A 19,988-nucleotide genomic window follows, 5' to 3' on the forward strand; every position below is an offset into this window, starting at 1 on the left:
TCGTAATGAAAATGATTTCCAATTCTGCCACGGCCGAAGATCACGCGGGGCACTCGCATCTGGGCGCGCCGTTCCCGGAGCTGCCATCCCGGGAGATCCTGGACACCACCGGTGATCTGTTGCGCGCACTGGCGGCGCCGCTACGCATCGCCATCGTGCTGCAACTGCGCGAATCGATGCGCTGTGTGCACGAACTCGTCGACGCGCTGCAGGTGCCCCAGCCACTGGTCAGCCAGCACCTGCGGATCCTCAAATCGGCGGGCGTGGTCGCCGGCGAACGCAGCGGCCGCGAGGTGATGTACCGCCTGGTCGACCATCACCTGGCCGAGATCGTCGTCGCCGCCGTCACCCACGCGTCCGAGGACGTGTCGTGAACGCGCCGGTGCGGTCCACCAAACAGCGTGCCGCCATCTCGGCCCTGCTGGAGAACATCGACGACTTCCGCTCCGCCCAGGAACTACACGACGAACTGCGCAAACAGGGTGAGGGAATCGGCCTGACCACCGTCTACCGCACATTGCAGTCGATGGCCACCGCCGGCCAGGTCGACACGTTGCGCACCGACACCGGCGAGTCCGTCTACCGACGCTGCTCGGACCATCACCACCACCACCTGGTGTGCCGGGTCTGCGGCAGCACCGTCGAGGTCGACGGCGGCGCGGCCGAGGTATGGGCCGACGAGGTCGCCGCCGAACACGGATTCACCGACGTGAGCCACACGATCGAGATATTCGGCCTCTGTGGCCCGTGCGCGGTCAACTGACGCGCACGAACTCCAACACCGCACCGAGCGTCAGCGGCGCGAGTTCCCGGTCCCCCGGTTCCTGCGGGTCCACCCAGGCCATCTCGACGATCTCGGCGCCCGGGCTCGGCGGCCCGTCGAGTTCGACCAGGAACAGGTCGGCCGCGACGCGGTGGCCGGGTTCGTTGGCCGCCGCCGCATCGTGATGGCCGAGTTCACGAACCGATCCCTCGACGATCCCCACCCCGAGTTCCTCGCCGACCTCGCGGTGCAGCGCCTGCAGCGGTGTCTCCCCCGGCTCGAGCTTGCCGCCCGGTTGCATGAACGCCATGGTGCCGCGTTTGCGCACCACCAGCACGTGATTGCGGTCGTCGAGCACCACCGCCGCGACGATGCGGATGACGGGACTGACCGGGGTCACGAAACGAGCGTGCGCCGCACGTCGGCGCCGGTCGCCAGCACCATCATGATCAGCGTGCCCAGCGCCTCGTCGGACAGCCCGGACGCCGGGAAGTTGTAGCGCAGCAACACATCCGCGGAATCGTCCTTCTCCACCAGCGAGACCGTGCCCAGCAGGGTATCGCGGGTGTGCCCGGCCACCGTCGCGCGCAGGGTGTCGTCGAGGGGGTGATCCCAGACCAGGATCTGGTTGAGCGACACCATGTCCAGTCCCTCGCCGACGGTCACCACCCGCAGCGAGGCGAAGGTGCCGTCGTGGTGCACTGTGAGCGCGCCGTCATCCTCGCGGGTGGCGGGCAACAGCGCCTCGGCCACCGCCGCCAATCGCTCGGCCAGGTCCATCAGGCGCGCCCGAAGCGGCGGTTGCGGTGGACATACTCCTCGCACGCGGCCCACAGGTCGCGGCGGTCGTAGTCGGGCCAGAGCTTGTCCTGGAACACGTACTCGGCGTACGCGGCCTGCCAGATCAGGAAGTTGGAGGCGCGCTGCTCCCCCGATGTGCGGATGAACAGGTCCACATCCGGGATGTCGGGACGGTGCAGGTGCTTGGCGAAGGACGCCTCACTGATCCGGCTCGGATTGACCTTGCCGGACACCGCCTCGTCGGCCAGTTGCCGTGCCGCCTCGACGATCTCGGTGCGCCCGCCGTAGTTCACGCAGTAGTTGACGGTGATGACATCGTTGCCGACGGTCATCTGCTCGGCGATGTCGAACTCCTTGATGACACTGCTCCACATCCGCGGCCGGGACCCGACCCATCGCATGTTGACGCCCATCGCGTCCAGGTTCTCGCGGCGCCGGCGCACCACCTCACGGTTGAAGCCCATCAGGAAGCGCACTTCCTCGGTGCTGCGCTTCCAGTTCTCGGTGGAGAACGCGTAGACGCTCAGGTGTTTGATACCCAGTTCGATGGCGCCACAGGTGATGTCGATCAGCACCGCCTCGCCCATCTTGTGGCCCTCGGTGCGCCCCAGCCCACGCTGGGTGGCCCACCGGCCGTTACCGTCCATGACCACCGCGACATGGTTGGGTACCTGGTCGGCGGGGATCTGCGGCGGCGCCGCCTTCGACGGGTGCTGCGGCGGCCGGGAGAACCGGCCGTTGGTCTTGGGCGGCAGATCCGGGAACACCACCGGCCACGACGAGGTATCCGGGAACTCCGGATAGTCCTCAGGCGCCGGGGCGAGCTGTGGGTACGGAGATTTGCCCCGCTTGCCTTCCCTGTTCAATGCCATGGGCCATATCCTGCCCGAACACCCCCGGCCTGCGTTCAACGGCCGCACTATCCACCCGGTAGACGCGCTCCACCAGCGGCAATGTCCGCAGCTGACGTTCCAGATGCCACTGCAGGTGCGCGGCGACCAGCCCGCTGGCCTGGCTGCGCTGCGATGAGGTGGAGGCTTGCGCGAACTCCCAGTCCCCGTCGTGCAGGGCGGACATCAGATCCAGCACCGCCTGCGCGGGCGTCGCCGAACCGGACGGCCGACAGTGCACACATACGCTGCCACCGGCGGCGACGTGGAACGCCCGGTGCGGGCCGGGGGCGGCACACCGCGCGCATTCGGTCAGCGCCGGCGCCCACCCCGCGATGCCCATCGCCCGCAGCAGATAGGCGTCGAGCACCAGCTCGCGTGGCCGGCGACCCTCGGCGACGGCCCGCAGCGCGGCCACCGTCAGCCCGTGCAGCTGCGGGACGGGCGCACGTTCCTCACCGGCGAGGCGTTCGGCGGTCTCCAGGACCGCGCAGGCGCAGGTGTAGCGGCCGTAGTCGCTGACGATGTCCACGGCGAACGCGTCGATGGACTGCACCTGGGTGACGATGTCGAGGTTGCGGCCGGGATGCAGCTGAACGTCGATGTGCGCGAACGGCTCCAGCCGCGCCCCGAACTTGCTGCGGGTGCGCCGCACCCCCTTGGCCACCGCACGCACCACACCGTGTTCGCGGGTGAGCAGCGTCACGATCCGGTCGGCCTCGCCGAGCTTGTGCTGGCGCAGCACGACCGCTCGATCCCGGTACAACCGCATCGGGACAGTGTCGCACAGCACGGTGACATCGGCCGCTTCGCAACGCCGGATATCCTCGACTTCACGATGGCTTCCACCCCGAAATTCCCCACCCTCACCCAGTTGCTCTACCGGCTCGCCAGCGGTGCGGTGACCTCCGAAGAACTGGTACGGCAGTCCCTGAACGCCATCGAGGCCAGCCAGCCCACCCTCAATGCCTTCCGGGTGGTGTTCACCCGCCAGGCGCTCGCCGATGCCGCCGCCGCGGATCGTAAACGTGCTGCCGGACAACAGCTTCCGCTGCTCGGCATCCCGATCGCGGTCAAGGATGACGTCGACGTGGCCGGGGTGCCCACCCGGTTCGGCACCGTCGCCGACCCGGCACCGGCGACCGCCGATGCCGAGGTGGTCCGCCGGCTGCGCGCGGCCGGCGCGGTGATCGTCGGCAAGACCAACACCTGCGAATTGGGTCAGTGGCCGTTCACCAGCGGACCCGGCTTCGGCCACACCCACAATCCGTGGTCACAGCGCCACAGCCCCGGCGGATCCTCCGGCGGGAGCGCCGCCGCGGTGGCCGCAGGCCTGGTCACCGCGGCCATCGGTTCCGACGGGGCAGGCAGTGTCCGCATCCCGGCCGCCTGGACCCACCTGGTCGGCATCAAACCGCAGCGCGGACGCATCTCCACCTGGCCGCTGCCCGAGGCATTCAACGGCATCACCGTCAACGGGGTGTTGGCCCGCACCGTCACCGACGCGGCCCTGGTGCTCGACGCCGCGTCCGGTAACGCCGACGGTGATCTGCACAAGCCGGCGCCGGTGCGGGTCTCCGAACACGTCGGTCGGGCGCCCGGCGCGCTGCGGGTCGCGATGTCGACGGCCTTCCCGTTCAACTTCTTCCGCTCCACCCTGCACCCGGAGATCGCCGCGGCCCTGCAGGGGGTCGCCGATCAGCTCGAACAGCTCGGACACCACGTGCACCGCGCCGACCCGAACTATGGGCTGCGGATGTCGTGGAACTTCCTGTCCCGGTCGACCTCGGGACTGGTCGACTGGTCACACCGGCTCGGCTCGGACGTCGAGCTCGATAAACGCACCGTGAGCAATATCCGCACCGGGTGGCTGCTGTCGCAGAACACATTGCGCAAGGCGCGCGCCGCCGAGGCCGCCGCGCAGCGCCGGGTCGGCTGGATCTTCAACATCGCCGACGTCGTCATTGCGCCGACGACCGCGCAGCCCGCACCCCTGGTCGACGAGTACGACGACCGCGGGCCGCTGGCCACCGACCGGGCCATGATCCGGGCCTGCCCGGTGACCTGGCCGTGGAATCTGCTCGGCTGGCCGTCGATCAACGTTCCGGCCGGATTCACCTCAGACGGGCTGCCCATCGGTGTGCAGCTGATGGGCCCGGCCGACAGTGAGCCGCTGCTGATCTCGCTGGCCGGTCAGCTGGAGGCGATGAACGGCTGGATGGCCAAGCAGCCGGAACCGTGGTGGGAGAGTCCGGCGCTGACGTAGCCTCATCAGCTATGACCGCAATACGTCGCTGCGTGACCGTCCTGCCGATGGTCGCCCTGGCCGCCGGGGCGGTCATCACCGCACCGGCCGCCAATGCCGACAACCGGCGCCTCAACGACGGCGTCGTCGCCAACGTCTACACCGTCCAGCACAAGGCCGGCTGCAGCAATGACGTGAAGATCAACCCGAAGCTGCGCCTGGCCGCGCAGTGGCACACCAACGACGTGTTGAACAACCGCGCGCTCAACGCTGATATCGGCTCGGACGGCACCACGGTCGCCGACCGGGCCCGCAACGCCGGTTATGCCGGAGCGGTGGCCGAGACCGTCGCGATCAACCCAGCGCTGGCCATCAGCGGTATCGAACTGATCAATCAGTGGTACCACCGGCCCGACTACTACGCGATCATGGCCGACTGCACCAATGTCGACATCGGGGTGTGGTCGGAGAGCGTGTGGGACCGCACCGTCGTCGTCGCGGTCTACGGCAAGGGTGACGGCGCACCGCCGGTGCCCTCCGACATCCGCGATTTCGGCCAGGTCCCGGGCTGGACGCCCTGACCGTCGGATGACTTGAGGAACCTGGTGAGGAACCTGCTCACGGCCACCACCGTGCCCGCACTGCTGCTCGCCGGGTTCATGGTCGGGGCCGCTCCGTCAGCGGCTGCCCCGTCCGACTCCGCAAGAGTGCTGTCCCTGATCAACGAGCAGCGCAGCCGGATCGGCTGTTCTTCGGCATTCGATGACGACCGACTGACCGCGGCCGCGGCCCGGCACGCGAACGACATGGCAGCGCAAGGTGTCTCGGGTCACACGGGGTCCGATGGATCCACGCCCGCGTCTCGGCTGGACGCTACCGGTTATGCCCCCGTGGCACTCTCGAACGAAATCGTCTTCTGGGGCACCGGTGGGCTGGCCAACCCCGAATCGGCGATCGACATGTGGATGAACAGTCCGGTCCATCAAGCGGTCATCGCCGATTGCCGGATGGTCGACATCGGCGTTCGCACGGCGACGGCGAACGGTCGGCTGACTGCTGTCGCCGTCTTCGCGACACACTAGAAGCCAAGCCGGCCAAGCTGTTTCGGGTCACGCTGCCAGTTCTTGGCGACCTTCACCCGCAGGTCCAGGAACACCTTGGTGCCCAGCAGCTTCTCGATCTGCAGGCGGGCGGCGGTGCCGACCTCACGCAGTCGCGCACCGCCCTTGCCGATCACGATACCCTTCTGGCTGTCACGCTCGACGTAGAGGATGGCGTGCACGTCCAGCAGAGGATCATCTTCTGGACGTCCCTCACGTTCCTCGATCTCGTCGATGACGACGGCCAGCGAGTGCGGTAGCTCGTCGCGCACACCTTCCAGAGCCGCCTCACGGATGAGTTCGGCCATCAGTACTTCCTCGGGCTCATCGGTGAGTTCGCCATCGGGGTAGAACGCCGGCCCCGGCTCCAGGTGCGAGACCAGCACGTCGGTGAGCACATCGATCTGTTGACCGGCGGTCGCCGAGACCGGCACGATATCGGCGGCCTTGGCGCCGAACGCCTCCTGCACCGCGACCAGCTGGGCGGCCACCTTGTCGCGGGGCACCTTGTCGGTCTTGGTGACAACCACCACCAGGGTGGTCCGCGGCGCGACCGCGCAGATCTGGTCGAAGATCCACCGATCCCCCGGGCCGATGCCCTCATCGGCGGGGATGCAGAATCCGATGACGTCGACCTCGGAATAGGTGTCCTTGACCAGATCGTTGAGCCGCTGACCCAGCAGTGTGCGCGGCCGGTGCAGACCCGGGGTGTCGACGAGCACGATCTGGAAGTTCTCGCGGTGCACGATGCCGCGGATGGTGTGCCGAGTGGTCTGCGGTCGGTTGGAGGTGATGGCCACCTTCTGCCCGACCAGGGCATTGGTCAGCGTGGACTTGCCGGTGTTCGGCCGGCCGACGAAACAGACAAAACCGGAGCGGAACTCGGTGCTCATAACGGCGTCCCGGACCGGTCGGTCACGATGACGGCGGCATCGGCGGACAGTTCGGTCACCGCGGCGATCCCGGCGTCCTCGGCCGACCCGCCGACCAGCACGGCGGCCTCCAGGCCGGCCGCGCCACTGGAGACCGCGGCGGCCACCGCGGCCTGCAGGGCGGTCAGTGTCAGCGCCGACAGCGTCACCGGCGCACCGGCATAGGTGCGTCCGTCCAGATCCCGCACGGCCGCGCCCTGAGTCGCCTCGGCGCGGCCCATCGCACCGCGGGCCAGCGTCACCAGCTTGGCGTCTTCGGCCTGCAAGCTCATCTCTCGTCCTCCTGGCGTTCTTCCTGGCTGATCAGCACCGTGCCGACGCGTACCCGGCCACGATGGTCGGGCCCGCCCTCGGCCCGCAACCGCAGCCCGTTCCAACTGACCTGGGCACCGGGCAGCGGCACCCGGCCCAGTTCGTGGGCCAGCAGCCCTCCGACGGTGTCGACCTCGAGGTCCCCGTCCACCTCGAGATCCTCATACAGCTCGGGCAGATCCTCGATGGGCAAGCGTGCCGACACCCGGAACCGTTTGTCGCCGAGCACCTCCCACGGAGCCACCTCATCGGAGTCGTACTCGTCGTTGATCTCGCCGACGATCTCCTCCAGCACATCCTCGATGGTGACCAGCCCGGCGATGGCACCGTATTCGTCGACCAGCAGCGCCATGTGGTTACGCATCCGCTGCATTTCCCGCAGCAGGGTGTCCAACGGCTTGGAGTCCGGCACGAACACCGCCGGGCGCATCAACTCGCCGACCCGCATATCGGTGTTGCCCAACTCCGAACGCGTCTGTTGCACCAGGTCCTTCAGGTAGACGACACCCACGACATCGTCGACGTTCTCCCCGATCACCGGCAACCGGGAATGCCCGCTGCGCACGGCCAACGATGTCGCCTGCCCCGCCGTCTTGTCCGATTCGATCCACACCATCTCGGTGCGCGGCACCATCACCTCGCGGGCCGGGGTGTCGCCGAGTTCGAAAACAGACTGGATCATCCGCCGTTCGTCGTCGGCCACCACACCGCGCTGCTGGGCCAGGTCGACCACCTCGCGCAGTTCGATCTCGGAGGCGAACGGGCCGTTGCGGAAGCCCCGGCCCGGGGTCAGCGCGTTACCGATCAGCACCAGCAGCCGGCTGATCGGGGTGAGCAGCACCGAGATGGCATGCAGCGGAAGGGCCGAGGCCAAGGCGATGGTGTAGGCGTTCTGGCGTCCGACGGTGCGCGGGCCGACCCCGATCGCCACGAAGCTGACCACCACCATGGTCACCGCGGCGGTGAACAACCCCCACCCGACACCGAGCGGCCCGTCCAGGTAGGACACCAACAACACGGTGGCCGTCACCTCACAGGTGATACGCAGCAGCACAACAAGATTGATGTAGCGGGGCCGGTCGGCCAGCACCCTGGCCAACCGGATGGCCCCGGGGCGCTCGTCGCGCACCATTTCCTCGACCCGGGCCAGCGAGGCGGTGCTGATGGCGGCGTCGACGGCGGCGAACAGGCCACCGAGCCCGATCAGCAGCACCGCGCCCAGCAGCGGCGTGATACCGGTCACTGCTGGTCGAAGTATCGCGACCGGTCCAGCAGCCGGCGATCCTTCTCGTTCTGCAGGTCCTGCCGGTAGGCGTCGACCTGATCGGCAACCCATTCCTCGAGGAGACGGCGCTGCAACGCAAACATCTCCTTCTCCTCATCGGGTTCGGCATGGTCATAGCCGAGCAGGTGCAGCACACCGTGCACCGTGAGCAACGCGAGCTCCTGCCCCAGCGAATGTCCGGCCTTCTCGGCCTGTTTCGCGGCGAATTCCGGGCACAGCACGATATCGCCGAGCATCGACGGGCCCGGTTCGGCGGCGTCGGGACGGCCACCGGGTTCGAGCTCGTCCATCGGGAAGCTCATCACGTCGGTGGGTCCGGGCAAATCCATCCACCGCACGTGCAGATCGGCCATCGCCGTTTCGTCGAGCAGCACCATGGACAACTCGGCGGCCGGGTTGACGTCCATCTGGGCGATGACGAACTTGGCGACGCTGATCAATTCGGACTCGGACACGTCGATGCCCGATTCGTTGGAGACCTCGATACTCATGCGGTTCCCTCGCAGGCTCGGGTCCCGCACGACACCTGATTATTCGCTCCGCAAGCGTCGCTCATCGCCGCGGCCCCGAGCGACGCTGGGCGCGGTTCAACAGCTCGGGTCGCTCCTCGTGCCGGGAGTAGGCGTCCACGATCTGCGACACCAGCCGGTGGCGCACCACATCGGCGCTGGTGAGCTCGGAAAAGTGGATGTCCTCGATACCGTCGAGGATGTTCGAGGCCGCGCGCAGCCCCGACTGCGCACCACCGGGCAGGTCGACCTGTGTGACGTCGCCGGTGACCACCATCTTGGAGCCGAAGCCCAGCCGGGTCAGGAACATCTTCATCTGCTCGGGCGTGGTGTTCTGTGCCTCGTCGAGGATGATGAACGCGTCGTTGAGGCTGCGGCCACGCATGAACGCCAGCGGCGCGACCTCGATCACCCCGGCCGCCAACAGATTCGGGATCGCCGCGGGATCCATCATGTCGTGCAGCGCGTCGTACAGCGGGCGCAGGTACGGGTCGATCTTCTCGGTCAGCGTGCCGGGCAGAAAGCCAAGGCGCTCACCGGCTTCCACCGCGGGGCGGGTCAGGATGATGCGGTTGACGTCCTTGGCCTGCAGCGCGGCGACCGCCTTGGCCATCGCCAGGTAGGTCTTACCGGTACCGGCCGGACCGATGCCGAACACGATGGTGTGCGCGTCGATGGCGTCGACGTAACGCTTCTGGTTGAGCGTCTTGGGCCGAATGGTCTTACCGCGCCGCGACAAGATGTCCAGCGTCAGCACCTCGGCCGGCGATGCCTCGGCGGTGCCGGTCAGCATGGACACGCTGTGCCGGATGGCGTCCGGCGTCAGCGACTGCCCGCGGCTGAGCACCGCGACCAGCTCACCGAAAACACGTTCGGCGAGGGCGACATCGGCGGGTTCACCACTGAAGGTGACGGCGTTGCCGCGAACATGGATGTCGGCGGTCAGCAGTTTCTCCAGGGCACGCAGGTTCTCGTCGGCCGAGCCGAGCAGGCCCACGATGGTGTCGGGCGGAACTGTGATGCTGCTTCGTACCGGTCCGGTGATCGGGCCAGCGGTCGTCTCGCGGGGCGTCACGTGGTGTTTCGTGCCTGCTTTCTGGTTCTGCGAACTGGTGCCCAGCAAGTTTACCGCTGGTCACCGACCTGTCCCAATGGTTAGTTCACGTCCCAACGCGCGGTCAGCACCCCGATCGCCCCGAGCGCCACGGCCGCAGCGGTCGAAGTCCGCAGCACCGAGGGACCGAGCCGCACCGGGAGCGCACCCGCGGCGACCAGTGCCTGCAGTTCTTCCTCGGTGACCCCGCCCTCGGGGCCGACCACCAGCAGCACGGACTCCGCAGCGGCTAGGCCGCCCGGCCCCACCAGGCCGGCGATCGGCACGGTGGCCGACTCGTGCAGCACCAGCATCCGGGAGCCGGCCGCCCGCGCGATCAGATCCTTGGTGCTGACCAGGCCGTCGACGGTCGGGACATATGGGCGCCGCGACTGCCGGGCCGCCGATCGCGCGACCGCCGCCCAGCGCGCCAGGCCCTTGTCGATCTTGGCCGCCGATTCCCATCGAGCCACGCAGCGGTTGGCCTGCCAGGCCAGGAAGCCGTCGGCACCGGCTTCGGTGGCCAGTTCGATGGCCAACTCCGAGCGGTCGGATTTCGGCAACGCCTGGGCGATGGTCACCCGCGGCACCGGCGGCGCGACCGTGCTCACCGACAGCACACGGGCGTCGAGGCGGCCCTTGGCGACCTCGGTGACCACGACATGGGCCAGCGTTCCGTCACCATCGCTGAGATCGAGTTCCTCGCCGGCGCGGGTGCGACAGACCGTCGCGGCATGGTGCCCCTCGTCACCGTCGACGACGACGGTGCCGCCGGCGGCCGGAAGGGTGTCGACGTAGAACAGCGAGCGCATCTACAGTCGTCAGCGACCGGAGAAGGTCTCGCGCAGCTTGCTGAACAGGCCACCGCCGTTCGCCGAAGCGCCGCGCGTCGACTTCACCTCGGCGACATCGCGGGATCGGTGTTCCTTGAGCTTGCGCAGCAGGTCGGCATCGGTGCCGTCCAGGCGCGTCGGCACCAGCACCTCGATATGGGCGTGCAGGTTACCGCGCACACCCGAGCGCAGGTGCGGCATACCGTGTCCGCGCAGCGTGGTCACCGCACCGGGCTGGGTGCCGGCCGGAATGGTCAGCTCGGTCGGGCCGTCCAGGATGGCGTCGACCGTGACGGTGGTGCCCAGCGCCGCGTCGAACATCGGGACGCTGACGGTGCAGTGCAGGTCGTCGCCGTCGCGCACGAAGATCTCGTGCTGCTGTTCGTGCACCTCGACGTAGAGGTCACCGGCCGGACCGCCGCCGGGGCCCACCTCGCCCTGAGCGGCCAACCGCACCCGCATCCCGTCGCCGACACCCGCGGGGATCTTGACGCTGATCTCGCGGCGCGCCTGCACCCGACCGTCACCGCCGCAGCGATTGCACGGATCGGGGATGACCTCGCCGACCCCGCCACACACCGGGCACGGCCGCGATGTCATGACCTGGCCGAGCAGTGAGCGCTGCACCGTCTGCACTTCGCCCTGACCGTGGCAGGTGCCACAGGTCTGTGGTTTCGAGTTGCCGTGGGTGCCCTTGCCCTGGCACAGATCGCACAGCACCGCGGTGTCGACGGTCACCTGCTTGGTCACCCCGGTCGCGCATTCGGTGAGGTCCAGCCGCATCCGCAGCAGCGAATCCGAACCCGGGCGCACCCGGCCGATGGGGCCGCGGGAGCCGGCGCCACCGCCGAAGAATGCCTCGAACACGTCACCCAGGCCGCCGAAACCGGCACCGGAGAATCCGCCGCCACCGGCGCCGGCGCTCTCCATCGGGTCCCCGCCCAGGTCGACGATGCGGCGCTTCTCCGGATCGGAGAGCACCTCGTAGGCGACCTGGATCTCGGTGAACCGGGCCTGCGCCGCCTCGTCGGGGTTGACGTCGGGGTGCAATTCGCGGGCCAGCTTGCGGTAGGCGCGCTTGAGCTCCGAATCACTGGCGCCCTTGCTCACGCCGAGCAGACCGTAATAATCGCGTGCCACGCTTGAAACCTCTCTCGTACCGCCTGCGGCGGCATCAGCCTCTCGTACCGCCTCCGGCGGTATTGCCCGTCTACGGGGACCCGTCAGCGGGTGCCCAGAACCTCACCTATGTAGAGAGCAACTGCGGCGACGTTGGCGATCGTTCCCGGATAGTCCATCCGTGTGGGACCGACCACACCCATACCGCCGAAGACCTTGCCCGAGCTGCCGTAGGTGGTGCTGACCACCGACGTCCCCAGCATCTGCTCGGCCTCGGTCTCGTGCCCGATACGCACCGTGACCTTACCGGCCTGCTGCTGGGCGGCGAGCAGCCGTAGCACCACGACCTGCTCCTCCAGTGCCTCCAACACCGAGCGCAGCGACCCACCGAAGTCTGCGGTGTTGCGGGTGAGGTTGGCGGTGCCACCGAGCAGCAGTCGCTCCTCGGTGTGCTCGACCAGGGTCTCCACCAGAACCGTCGCGGCCCGCCCCACCGCATCGCCCAGTCCGCCGCGACCGTCGAGTGCGGTGGCCAGGTCGGCCACCGCCACCGAGGCCGCCGACAGCGGTTTACCCTCCAACGCCGAGCCCAGCCGCTCCCGCAGCTGGGACAGCTCGTGTTCGTCGATGGCGTCCCCGAGTTCGACGACCCGCTGGTCCACCCGGCCGCTGTCGGTGATGACCACCAGCAGCAGCTTGGCCGGGGTCAGCGCCACGACCTCCAGATGCCGCACCGTCGAGGTCGACAGCGTCGGGTACTGGATGATGGCGACCTGCCGGGTCAGCTGGGCCAGTAGACGAACGGCCCGGCGCAACACATCGTCGAGGTCGACGCCGGACTCCAGGAATCCCAGGATGGCGCGGCGCTCGCTGACCGACATCGGCTTCACGTCGTCGAGGCGGTCGACGAACTCGCGATAGCCCTTCTCGGTCGGCACCCGTCCCGAGCTGGTGTGCGGCTGGGTGATGTAGCCCTCGGCCTCCAGAACAGCCATGTCGTTACGCACCGTGGCGCTGGAAACACCGAGGTTGTGCCGCTCCACCAGCGTCTTGGAACCGATCGGTTCCTTGGTGGCGACGAAATCGGCGACGATGGCGCGCAGCACCTCGAAGCGACGGTCGTCGGCACTACCCATCAGTTCACCTCGCCTCAGCCGGTACGTTGCTCTGGATCTGCCCACATTTTACGGGGACCAACTGCACAGATTCACGGCGACGGCGGGAAGCGGCGTGTTCGGCCTTCGGTCGGGCTCGGTTGTTGATCAAGCAATGACATTTCTGACATTGTCGGCGGATTGCGGATAACCTCACCTGCATGGGAGCCCGCCGGTGATCTTCAAAGGTGTCCGCGACGGGAAGCCGTACCCCGAACACGGTCTGTCCTACCGGCAGTGGGCTCAGATCCCACCGCGACAGATCCGACTCGACGAACTGGTGACCACCACCACGGTGCTGGCGCTGGACCGGTTGCTCTCCGAGGATTCGACGTTCTACGGCGACCTGTTCCCGCATGCGGTGCGCTGGCAGGGAATCATCTATCTGGAGGACGGTCTGCACCGGGCCGTCCGGGCGGCGTTGCGCAACCGGACCGTGTTGCACGCCCGGGTCTACGACATGGACACCCCGCTACCGGCGTAGCAGCGTGACGGCGGCCAGCAGCTGCCAGGCGAAGATCGGATAGACCGCCCCGCGTTCCCAGATCCCGATATTCGGCGGCGCGGTCGCCATCACCAGCAGGCACAGCAGGCCGACGATGCCCAGCGCCACCGAAGTCCCGCGGTACAGCCGGGAGCCGAGTGCCGGTCCCGCGATCGCAGCCGCATTGCCGCCGATGATCGCCAGCGCCGCACCCACCCCATGCCAGGTGTTGCCCTGACCGCTGTGCACCAGCGCCACCAGGATGTTGCCGACACCGTTGCACAACGCAAAAGCCAAGAACCACAGCCGCTTCGGTGCGATCAGGATTGCGGCGGTCGCGAAACACAGACCTTGGACGACGAACGCCGCATTCATCAGAGCCGCCTGCGGCGAGGCCACCGGGTCGCCGAGGGTGCTGATGTAGTCGCCGGCGTAGGAGTAGCCCGCGATCGCCGATGCCGCCAGCGCCTCGGCGGTGAAGTAGCCGACCGCTCCGATGATCCAGAGCGCGGCCGCCAGCCGCGTCCTGGTCGTCACGCCCTCACCCTATTCCCGCGAGCCGGGGGCAAAGGGTGACCCGTCAGGACATGGCGTCGCGCAGGCTCTTCGGGCGCAGGTCGCCCCAGGTTTCCTCGACGTAGGCCAGGCAGTCCGCGCGGGTGCTCTCACCGAACACGACGCGCCAGCCCGCGGGCACATCGGCGAACGTCGGCCACAGGCTGTACTGCTCCTCGTCGTTGATCAGAACGAAGAAGGCGCCGTCCTCGTCATCGAACGGATTGCTGCTCATCGGCTCTCCTGGAAGTGTTTTGAAAGAGTTCGGAGCCCAGTACCCGGTCGGACAACCGGCCCAGGCAGCTGAGGTTGGGGAATCCGGGGCCCTGTGTCAGCCCGGCCAGCCCCGGCAGGAACAGCTTCGGGTTCACATCGTTGACCGACAGGTCGTAGCCGATCGATTCCTGGATGCTGTCACCGGTCAGCGGCCCGCCCAGGCCGAGTTCGAGCACATCGAGGGCCTCTTGGCGCAACAACGGCACGAACCACATCGCGTTGGCGCCGGAGCCGTCGATGACCAGGTCGAAACCGTGCACTGTCTCCAACCGCTCACCACCGCGCTCGGTCTGCAAGGTCAGTCGGATCCGCTCGTCGCGGGCCACCGCGTGCGCCACCCGCCCGCGCAGATGCCGGATACGGTCATCGGCCAGCAGGCCTTCCTGCACGCGCACCGAGAACACCCCGCGGTCGGTGCGATTCATCGCATCGCGCTTCTCGGCCAGCGTCAGGCCGGCCCAGTGGATCGGATCGGAGTACAGCGAGTTCTCGAAGAACCCCTCACCGCGGGTGAACAGCGTCACCTGCGGTGAGATGACGGTGATGGTCGAAACCCGGTGCCGGAACAGCTCGTCGAGCATGGTGCCCGCGGTTTCACCGCCACCGATCACCGCGACCCGCTCGGCCGCGATCAACTCGTGCTGGGCGGCGCGGTGCCAGAACTGGGCGATCGACAACACCCGCGGGTTGCCCGGCAGGATGGACCGCTCGGCCTGCCCCGGGCCGGTGACCATCAGGGCGTCGGCGTGCACCGCACCCTCCCGGGTGCCGAGCTCCCAGCGGGTGCCGTCATCGGTGTCCTGCAGCCCGATCTCGGACACCTCGCCGGTGTGCACCGTCATCCCGGTGTTGTCGGCCACCCACTTGAGGTACTGACTCCACCGCTTGTGTGTCGGCGCGGGACGACCCCGGTCGATCCACTCGGCGAACTGCCCGGTCGACACCAGGTAGGACTGCCAGCTGTGCCGCATCATCCGCTCGTCGAGTTCGGCGTTGCGCCGCGACACCAGCGCCGACTGATACGGGAACCCGATGTCCTTTTCGGGACCGGTGCCCAGCCGGTGCGCTCCGTCGGTCCAGCCGCCGGCGGCCTGCCAGTTGGCGGCCACCGCCGTGCGTTCGATCGCGACCACCTCGGGCGCGGGCACACCCATCGCGCGCAGTTCGGCCGCCTTGGCTGCCACCGCGATGGCCTTCACCCCGGCGCCGATGACGGCAAGGGTTTTCGTCATCTCGACACCTCTGTCATGAAATCACCTCTCGTAGAGCGTCCTGCCACAACGCCTGCAAGGTGGCGACGTCGTCGGCAGAAAGAATGTCGGGCACGGTGCGCCACTGGGTGCCCAGCACCGGCGCCCCGTCCTTGTCGACCATCAGCACGTTCAGTGTGATCTCGTGCCGGATGGCGAGTTCCGGTTCCGGAATCCGGGACACCTCGTTGAGCAGCGCACGGTCGACCGTCAGCGCGGACCGGCCGGGGACCTGCCGCAACCGGCCCAGGTAGTTCAGCATGATCTGCGGATCACGATGTGCCCGTAGCCGTTCGGCGGTGTCGGCACGAAGGTAGCGCAGCAGCGCGTAGTCGATACCGTCACCGGGGATGGCGTCGAGTTCGGCGGCGACGCCGACGGCGTCGTGGGCGGCCAACCGCACCGGGTAGATGGCGCTGAGCAGGCCGACGGTGTCGCCGGTGTCGATCTGTCGGGAATCATCCGTCAGCCCGGCCGACACCACGGCGTCGGCACGTCCGTAGGTCTCGACGGCGAGCAACGGGGTCGGGGTGTCCTGACCGCGATGGTGCCGCCATGCCGTGATCGTGCGCGCCGTGGCCGCCGCCAGCACCTCGGGCACACCGGCGGGCGCGGCCAGCACCTGCGCGGTCAACGCACGCCCGATGAACGACATCGACACCACGGCGTCGGCGGCCCGGTCGGTGTCCGGCTGCACCCGACGGGCGCCCAGATCCGGGTCGGGCCCGTCGAGTTGACGTTCCCAGTAGTCGCAGCTGTCGAGTTTGAGCGCACGTTCGGCGAGCAGCCGGGACCACTGGCGCAGCGAGGTGTGTTCACGCACCGGTGCCGGGTTATGCCCGGCAGCCAACGCCTGCCAACCGGTTTCGAGCTCACCGAGCACGATCTGCCAGGACGCCGGGTCCATCGCCAGCACGTGCGCGGTCAACAGCAGCACCTCGGCGCCGCTGTCATGGTGCAACCAGACCGCGTTGAACATCGCCCCGCGATCGGGATTCAGTCGCTGGATCGCACTGTCGGTCTGGGCGGCCACCGCCGCGGCCAGCTCCCCGGAGACGGTCGCCTCGGTCAGGACGTCCTCGGGCTGCTGCGGCAACAAGCTCATGGTGGCCCGGTCCAGGCGGCTGCGCAGGACCTCATGACCGTCGATCACATTGCCCAGCAAAACTTCCAGACGCTCCCGCGTGACATCGGCCGGTAGCCGGATCACCTCGGTCTGGGCCAGCCTGCGCGCCTCACCGTGAGACAGCAGCCAGTGGCCGGCCGGTAGCAGCGGTATGGGGCCGGTGTCGTCGACGTCGATCGCCTCGGCCTGTTCGTCGGCATCGATTGCGGCCGCCAGCTCGGCGACGTTGGCGCATTCCAGCATCAGCCTGGCCCGCAACGCGACCCCGCGCCGACGCACCGCCTGCACCACCGACAACGCCACGATGCTGTCCAGGCCAAGGCCGAGGAAGTCCGCATTGACGTCGGTGACCTGAGTGTCCAGGAGCTCGCCGAGCACCTCGGCGAGGACGATCTCGGTCGCAGTGGCCGGCGCGGTTGCCTCCGCGGCGGCACCGGCACCCCGGTCGGCGTCGATCGCGGCAAGCGCGCGGTCGTCGACCTTGCCGTGTGTGGTCAGCGGGATCTCGGCGACGTCGATGATGTGATGTGGCACAAGATACTTCGGGAGGGTTGCGGTGAGCATGCGGCGCAGCTCCGCAACCCCTACCCCGGCCACGACATAGGCCGTCAACCGCGGCCCACTGCGATGCCTGCGCACCGCGACATGGGCGTGACGCACCTCGGGGTGGCGGTACAGCGCCGCGGCGACCTCGCCTGGTTCGACCCGGAATCCGCGGATCTTGACCTGATCATCGCTGCGGCCCAGATACTGCAGGGCACCGGAGCCGGGCAGCCTGCGCACCACGTCACCGGTGCGGTACATGCGCCGCCCGGGGTTGGCCGGGTCGGCGATGTAGCGGGCCGAGGTCTCCCCCGGTCTGCCCAGATAGCCGCGGGTCAGTTGACCGCCGGTCAGGTACAGCTCGCCGGCGACACCGTCGGGTACCGGTCGCAACCAGGAATCCAGCACATAGGCCACGGTTGGTCCGGTCGGCTCGCCGATGCAGGGCTGGGGATGTTCGGCGATGGCCGCCACCACCGCTTCGACGGTCGTTTCGGTTGGGCCGTAACAGTTGTGGGCCCGCATGCCGGTGCGGTCGCATTCGGCGCGGATGCCCTGCCAGGCGGCGACGTCGATGTTCTCGCCGCCCAGGGCCAGGACCGCCAACGGCACGGTCGAGAGCAGCCCGGCCGCGCGCAGCTGGGTGAACATCGACGGGGTGGTGTCGATCATGTCGAGCCCGAACACGCCGATCTCGGCCACCAGTGCCTCGGCGTCGCGCTGCACGATATCGGCGATGATGTGCACGCTGTGCCCATCCAGCAGCGCCACCAACGGCTGCCAGGCGGCGTCGAAGGTGAACGACCAGGCATGCGCGATCCGCAGATCGCGGCCCAGTCTCTCGCGTGCCGGCGCCAACAGCTGGCGGACGTGATCGGCCCCGTAGGACAGCACGGCCTGATGGGTTCCGATGACACCCTTGGGTTTTCCGGTGGTGCCGGAGGTGAAGACGATATAGGCGCCCTGCCCCGGGCGCACCGCTGCCGGTTGGTAGGCGGCGTCGGGTTCGGCGTCGGCCCCCGCTAACAGCTCGTCGTCGACGATGAGCTGGGCACCCGTCTGGCCGATGATCTCGCGGACCCGTTCCTCGGGCATCCCCGGATCCAGCGGGACGATCAGGCCGCCCGCCTTGAGCACCGCGAGCATGGCGACCACGTAGTCGGGCCCGCGGCGCAGCAGAATCGGCACGGGTGTCTCGGCGCCGATCCCACGCCGGCAAAGGTGCGCCGCCAGTCGGTCAGCGGCGGAATCGAGTTCGCGGTAGGTCAGGCTGCCGGTCTGCCAGCTCACAGCGACCGCATCCGGTCGCTGTGCGGCGACGGCGGCCACTGCGGTGTGAAATCCGCCGTCGGCGAGGACGGGCTCGACTGCCGGCGCGCGCCGGTCCTCCCCATCCAGGGTGACCGCGACATCACGTAGCGGTTTGTCCCAACCGGCGAGCAGGCGCTGCACGACGGTCAGCACGCGTTGGGCCAAGGTCGCCGGGTCGAGCAGACCCAGTGCGCCGTCCAGGGTTTCGACCAGAACGGTGAGCCTGCCGTGCGTCGGGTGCGCGGCGATGGTGACCGGGAAATGCGACAGGCTCTCCAGGGCCGCGGGACGGATCACCGCGTCGCCCATCTCGAATTCGCCACTGCCGACCAGGCCGCCGGGCGGGAAGTTCTCGTACACCAGCAGGGTGTCGTAGAGCTCCCCGATGCCGCCGGCGGCGCGCATCTCGGCGTGGCTGAGGAAGCTGTGGTCGCGCATCTCGGCGGCCTCGCGCTGTACGGCGAGGCACTGCCTGCCGACCCGCTCAGCGGCACTGAGCCGGATGCGCAGCGGCACCGTGTTGATGAACAGGCCGACCATCGACTCGACCCCGGACAGCTCGTCGGGGCGCCCGGAGACCGTCACCCCGAACACCACGTCATCACGGTCGGTGAACGCCGACAGTATTGTCGCCCAGGCCATCTGGAACAGCGTGCTGACGGTGACGCCACGCTCGCGGGCCGCGTCGAACAGCTCGGTGGTGGTCTGCTCGTCGAGGTCGATCTCGGTACGCTCCGGTAGTCCGCCGACCACCTCCCCGGACAGTGCCGGGGTGAGCATGGTCGGACCGTCCAGGGCGTCGAGGTGAGTGCGCCAGCGTGAGCGGCTCACCTCCGGATCACGGGCGGCCAGCCACCCGATGTAGTCGCGGTACGGCCGGGCGGGCGGCAGCACACCGATATCGCCTCCGGCGCCGTAGAGCGCCATCAGCTCACTGACGAACACCGGCAGTGACCAACCGTCGATCACGATGTGATGGGCGACGACGACCAGGCGCCATTGCGACTGCGGCAGTTCGGCCAGCACGAACCGGATCGCCGGACCGTGACTCAGGTCGAACGGCCGGGTCCGCGCCTGCGCCTCCAGCGCCGCCGCCTCGTCGGCATCCGCGACGACCACGTGCTGCCACGGCAGCTCGAAGGTGGCCGGGACGACCGCAACGGGTCGGGACAGGTTGCCCTGGAAGAAGCTGACCCGGATGTTGGGGTGCCGGTTCAGCATCGCCTCGGCACACGACCGCAACAGATCGGCATCGAGGTCGCCGTGCACATCGGCGGCCATCGCGATGAAATACGGGTCGGCTCCGGCCTCGCTGTCGGTCAGACCGGCCAGCGAGTGCAGCCCCAATTGCAGGGGGCTGAGTGCCATCACGTCGATGATGGCTCCGGTGTCACTCATTGCGTGCCG

At 68.4% G+C, this 19,988-nt stretch carries 22 protein-coding genes; 6 read left to right on the forward strand and 16 right to left on the reverse strand.

Translation table 11 applies throughout. The annotated features are described in order from the left end of the window. Positions 1-11 precede the first annotated feature (11 nt). Positions 12-374, forward strand: coding sequence for an ArsR/SmtB family transcription factor (locus ACLBYA_RS12655; protein ID WP_447709902.1), 363 nt, complete (start codon positions 12-14; stop codon positions 372-374). Continuing rightward, positions 371-763 (forward strand): Fur family transcriptional regulator, encoded by a 393-nt coding sequence (locus ACLBYA_RS12660; protein ID WP_447709755.1) that lies wholly within the window; start codon positions 371-373, stop codon positions 761-763. Before ACLBYA_RS12655 ends, ACLBYA_RS12660 begins: the two co-directional genes overlap by 4 nt. Here the strand turns inward: ACLBYA_RS12660 and ACLBYA_RS12665 are convergent. From ACLBYA_RS12665 to recO, 4 genes are read right to left on the reverse strand one after another with little or no spacing between them, the layout of a single operon-like run. Next, positions 756-1,163, reverse strand: coding sequence for an NUDIX hydrolase (locus tag ACLBYA_RS12665; protein ID WP_447709756.1), 408 nt, complete (start codon positions 1,161-1,163; stop codon positions 756-758). The genes ACLBYA_RS12660 and ACLBYA_RS12665 overlap by 8 nt on opposite strands. After that, on the reverse strand, positions 1,160-1,543 hold the full coding sequence (locus tag ACLBYA_RS12670; RefSeq protein WP_447709757.1) for a hypothetical protein: 384 nt from the start codon (positions 1,541-1,543) through the stop codon (positions 1,160-1,162). The genes ACLBYA_RS12665 and ACLBYA_RS12670 overlap by 4 nt, the downstream gene beginning before the upstream one ends. Then, positions 1,543-2,436: a decaprenyl diphosphate synthase gene (locus tag ACLBYA_RS12675; protein WP_447709758.1), complete on the reverse strand. Its 894-nt coding sequence runs from the start codon at positions 2,434-2,436 to the stop codon at positions 1,543-1,545. Before ACLBYA_RS12675 ends, ACLBYA_RS12670 begins: the two co-directional genes overlap by 1 nt. After that, a complete protein-coding gene (gene recO / locus ACLBYA_RS12680) occupies positions 2,372-3,226 on the reverse strand; it encodes a DNA repair protein RecO (protein WP_447709759.1) in 855 nt (284 codons plus the stop codon). The genes ACLBYA_RS12675 and recO overlap by 65 nt, the downstream gene beginning before the upstream one ends. A 66-nt stretch (positions 3,227-3,292) precedes the next feature. Here recO and ACLBYA_RS12685 point away from each other — a divergent pair, with 66 nt between their 5' ends. From ACLBYA_RS12685 to ACLBYA_RS12695, 3 genes are read left to right on the forward strand one after another with little or no spacing between them, the layout of a single operon-like run. Further along, positions 3,293-4,720, forward strand: a complete 1,428-nt coding sequence (locus ACLBYA_RS12685) for an amidase (protein WP_447709760.1) — start codon at positions 3,293-3,295, stop codon at positions 4,718-4,720. An 11-nt stretch (positions 4,721-4,731) separates the two neighbouring features. Continuing rightward, positions 4,732-5,280, forward strand: coding sequence for a CAP domain-containing protein (locus ACLBYA_RS12690; protein WP_447709761.1), 549 nt, complete (start codon positions 4,732-4,734; stop codon positions 5,278-5,280). 24 nt (positions 5,281-5,304) lie between these two features. After that, positions 5,305-5,781 carry a CAP domain-containing protein gene (locus tag ACLBYA_RS12695; protein WP_447709762.1) on the forward strand — a complete coding sequence of 159 codons (477 nt, stop codon included), beginning with the start codon at positions 5,305-5,307 and terminating at the stop codon, positions 5,779-5,781. On the opposite strand, the gene era is transcribed toward ACLBYA_RS12695, so the two are convergent. From era to hrcA, 8 genes are all read right to left on the reverse strand, one after another. Beyond that, entirely contained in the window at positions 5,778-6,692 is a 915-nt protein-coding gene (era, locus tag ACLBYA_RS12700) for a GTPase Era (protein WP_447709763.1), read from the reverse strand. The genes ACLBYA_RS12695 and era overlap by 4 nt on opposite strands. Continuing rightward, positions 6,689-7,003, reverse strand: a complete 315-nt coding sequence (locus tag ACLBYA_RS12705; RefSeq protein WP_447709764.1) for a cytidine deaminase — start codon at positions 7,001-7,003, stop codon at positions 6,689-6,691. Before ACLBYA_RS12705 ends, era begins: the two co-directional genes overlap by 4 nt. Beyond that, complete coding sequence (locus tag ACLBYA_RS12710; RefSeq protein WP_447709765.1) at positions 7,000-8,286, reverse strand: hemolysin family protein; 1,287 nt, start codon at positions 8,284-8,286, stop codon at positions 7,000-7,002. Before ACLBYA_RS12710 ends, ACLBYA_RS12705 begins: the two co-directional genes overlap by 4 nt. Continuing rightward, positions 8,283-8,819: an rRNA maturation RNase YbeY gene (gene ybeY, locus ACLBYA_RS12715; RefSeq protein ID WP_447709766.1), complete on the reverse strand. Its 537-nt coding sequence runs from the start codon at positions 8,817-8,819 to the stop codon at positions 8,283-8,285. Before ybeY ends, ACLBYA_RS12710 begins: the two co-directional genes overlap by 4 nt. Positions 8,820-8,880: 61 nt before the next feature. Then, complete coding sequence (locus tag ACLBYA_RS12720) at positions 8,881-9,912, reverse strand: PhoH family protein (RefSeq protein ID WP_447709767.1); 1,032 nt, start codon at positions 9,910-9,912, stop codon at positions 8,881-8,883. 80 nt (positions 9,913-9,992) lie between these two features. Continuing rightward, on the reverse strand, positions 9,993-10,742 hold the full coding sequence (locus tag ACLBYA_RS12725) for a 16S rRNA (uracil(1498)-N(3))-methyltransferase (protein WP_447709768.1): 750 nt from the start codon (positions 10,740-10,742) through the stop codon (positions 9,993-9,995). A 9-nt stretch (positions 10,743-10,751) separates the two neighbouring features. Further along, positions 10,752-11,903 (reverse strand): molecular chaperone DnaJ, encoded by a 1,152-nt coding sequence (gene dnaJ / locus ACLBYA_RS12730; RefSeq protein WP_447709769.1) that lies wholly within the window; start codon positions 11,901-11,903, stop codon positions 10,752-10,754. A gap of 83 nt (positions 11,904-11,986) precedes the next feature. Continuing rightward, positions 11,987-13,018, reverse strand: a complete 1,032-nt coding sequence (gene hrcA, locus ACLBYA_RS12735; RefSeq protein ID WP_447709770.1) for a heat-inducible transcriptional repressor HrcA — start codon at positions 13,016-13,018, stop codon at positions 11,987-11,989. 193 nt (positions 13,019-13,211) lie between these two features. On the opposite strand from hrcA, the gene ACLBYA_RS12740 reads away from it, so the two are divergent. Next, entirely contained in the window at positions 13,212-13,520 is a 309-nt protein-coding gene (locus ACLBYA_RS12740; protein WP_447709771.1) for a type II toxin-antitoxin system VapB family antitoxin, read from the forward strand. Here the strand turns inward: ACLBYA_RS12740 and ACLBYA_RS12745 are convergent. From ACLBYA_RS12745 to ACLBYA_RS12760, 4 genes are read right to left on the reverse strand one after another with little or no spacing between them, the layout of a single operon-like run. Further along, entirely contained in the window at positions 13,509-14,057 is a 549-nt protein-coding gene (locus ACLBYA_RS12745; RefSeq protein ID WP_447709772.1) for a DUF998 domain-containing protein, read from the reverse strand. The genes ACLBYA_RS12740 and ACLBYA_RS12745 overlap by 12 nt on opposite strands. A 43-nt stretch (positions 14,058-14,100) precedes the next feature. Next, positions 14,101-14,310 (reverse strand): MbtH family protein, encoded by a 210-nt coding sequence (locus ACLBYA_RS12750; RefSeq protein WP_447709773.1) that lies wholly within the window; start codon positions 14,308-14,310, stop codon positions 14,101-14,103. Beyond that, positions 14,288-15,583 carry an NADPH-dependent L-lysine N(6)-monooxygenase MbtG gene (mbtG, locus tag ACLBYA_RS12755; protein ID WP_447709774.1) on the reverse strand — a complete coding sequence of 432 codons (1,296 nt, stop codon included), beginning with the start codon at positions 15,581-15,583 and terminating at the stop codon, positions 14,288-14,290. Before mbtG ends, ACLBYA_RS12750 begins: the two co-directional genes overlap by 23 nt. 13 nt (positions 15,584-15,596) lie before the next feature. After that, positions 15,597-19,979, reverse strand: a complete 4,383-nt coding sequence (locus tag ACLBYA_RS12760; protein WP_447709775.1) for an amino acid adenylation domain-containing protein — start codon at positions 19,977-19,979, stop codon at positions 15,597-15,599. Positions 19,980-19,988: the final 9 nt, after the last annotated feature.

It is taken from the genome of Mycobacterium sp. C31M, assembly GCF_053345865.1.

Excerpts from the sequence above, each read along its gene's own strand:
- ACLBYA_RS12655 (WP_447709902.1), top strand. The coding sequence starts at position 12 with ATGATTTCCAATTCTGCCACGGCCGAAGATCACGCGGGGCACTCGCAT.
- ACLBYA_RS12670 (WP_447709757.1), bottom strand. The coding sequence starts at position 1,543 with ATGGACCTGGCCGAGCGATTGGCGGCGGTGGCCGAGGCGCTGTTGCCC.
- ACLBYA_RS12675 (WP_447709758.1), bottom strand. The coding sequence starts at position 2,436 with ATGGCATTGAACAGGGAAGGCAAGCGGGGCAAATCTCCGTACCCACAG.
- recO (WP_447709759.1), bottom strand. The coding sequence starts at position 3,226 with ATGCGGTTGTACCGGGATCGAGCGGTCGTGCTGCGCCAGCACAAGCTC.
- ACLBYA_RS12685 (WP_447709760.1), top strand. The coding sequence starts at position 3,293 with ATGGCTTCCACCCCGAAATTCCCCACCCTCACCCAGTTGCTCTACCGG.
- ACLBYA_RS12690 (WP_447709761.1), top strand. The coding sequence starts at position 4,732 with ATGACCGCAATACGTCGCTGCGTGACCGTCCTGCCGATGGTCGCCCTG.
- era (WP_447709763.1), bottom strand. The coding sequence starts at position 6,692 with ATGAGCACCGAGTTCCGCTCCGGTTTTGTCTGTTTCGTCGGCCGGCCG.
- ACLBYA_RS12705 (WP_447709764.1), bottom strand. The coding sequence starts at position 7,003 with ATGAGCTTGCAGGCCGAAGACGCCAAGCTGGTGACGCTGGCCCGCGGT.
- ybeY (WP_447709766.1), bottom strand. The coding sequence starts at position 8,819 with ATGAGTATCGAGGTCTCCAACGAATCGGGCATCGACGTGTCCGAGTCC.
- ACLBYA_RS12725 (WP_447709768.1), bottom strand. The coding sequence starts at position 10,742 with ATGCGCTCGCTGTTCTACGTCGACACCCTTCCGGCCGCCGGCGGCACC.
- hrcA (WP_447709770.1), bottom strand. The coding sequence starts at position 13,018 with ATGGGTAGTGCCGACGACCGTCGCTTCGAGGTGCTGCGCGCCATCGTC.
- ACLBYA_RS12750 (WP_447709773.1), bottom strand. The coding sequence starts at position 14,310 with ATGAGCAGCAATCCGTTCGATGACGAGGACGGCGCCTTCTTCGTTCTG.
- mbtG (WP_447709774.1), bottom strand. The coding sequence starts at position 15,583 with ATGACGAAAACCCTTGCCGTCATCGGCGCCGGGGTGAAGGCCATCGCG.
- ACLBYA_RS12760 (WP_447709775.1), bottom strand. The coding sequence starts at position 19,979 with ATGAGTGACACCGGAGCCATCATCGACGTGATGGCACTCAGCCCCCTG.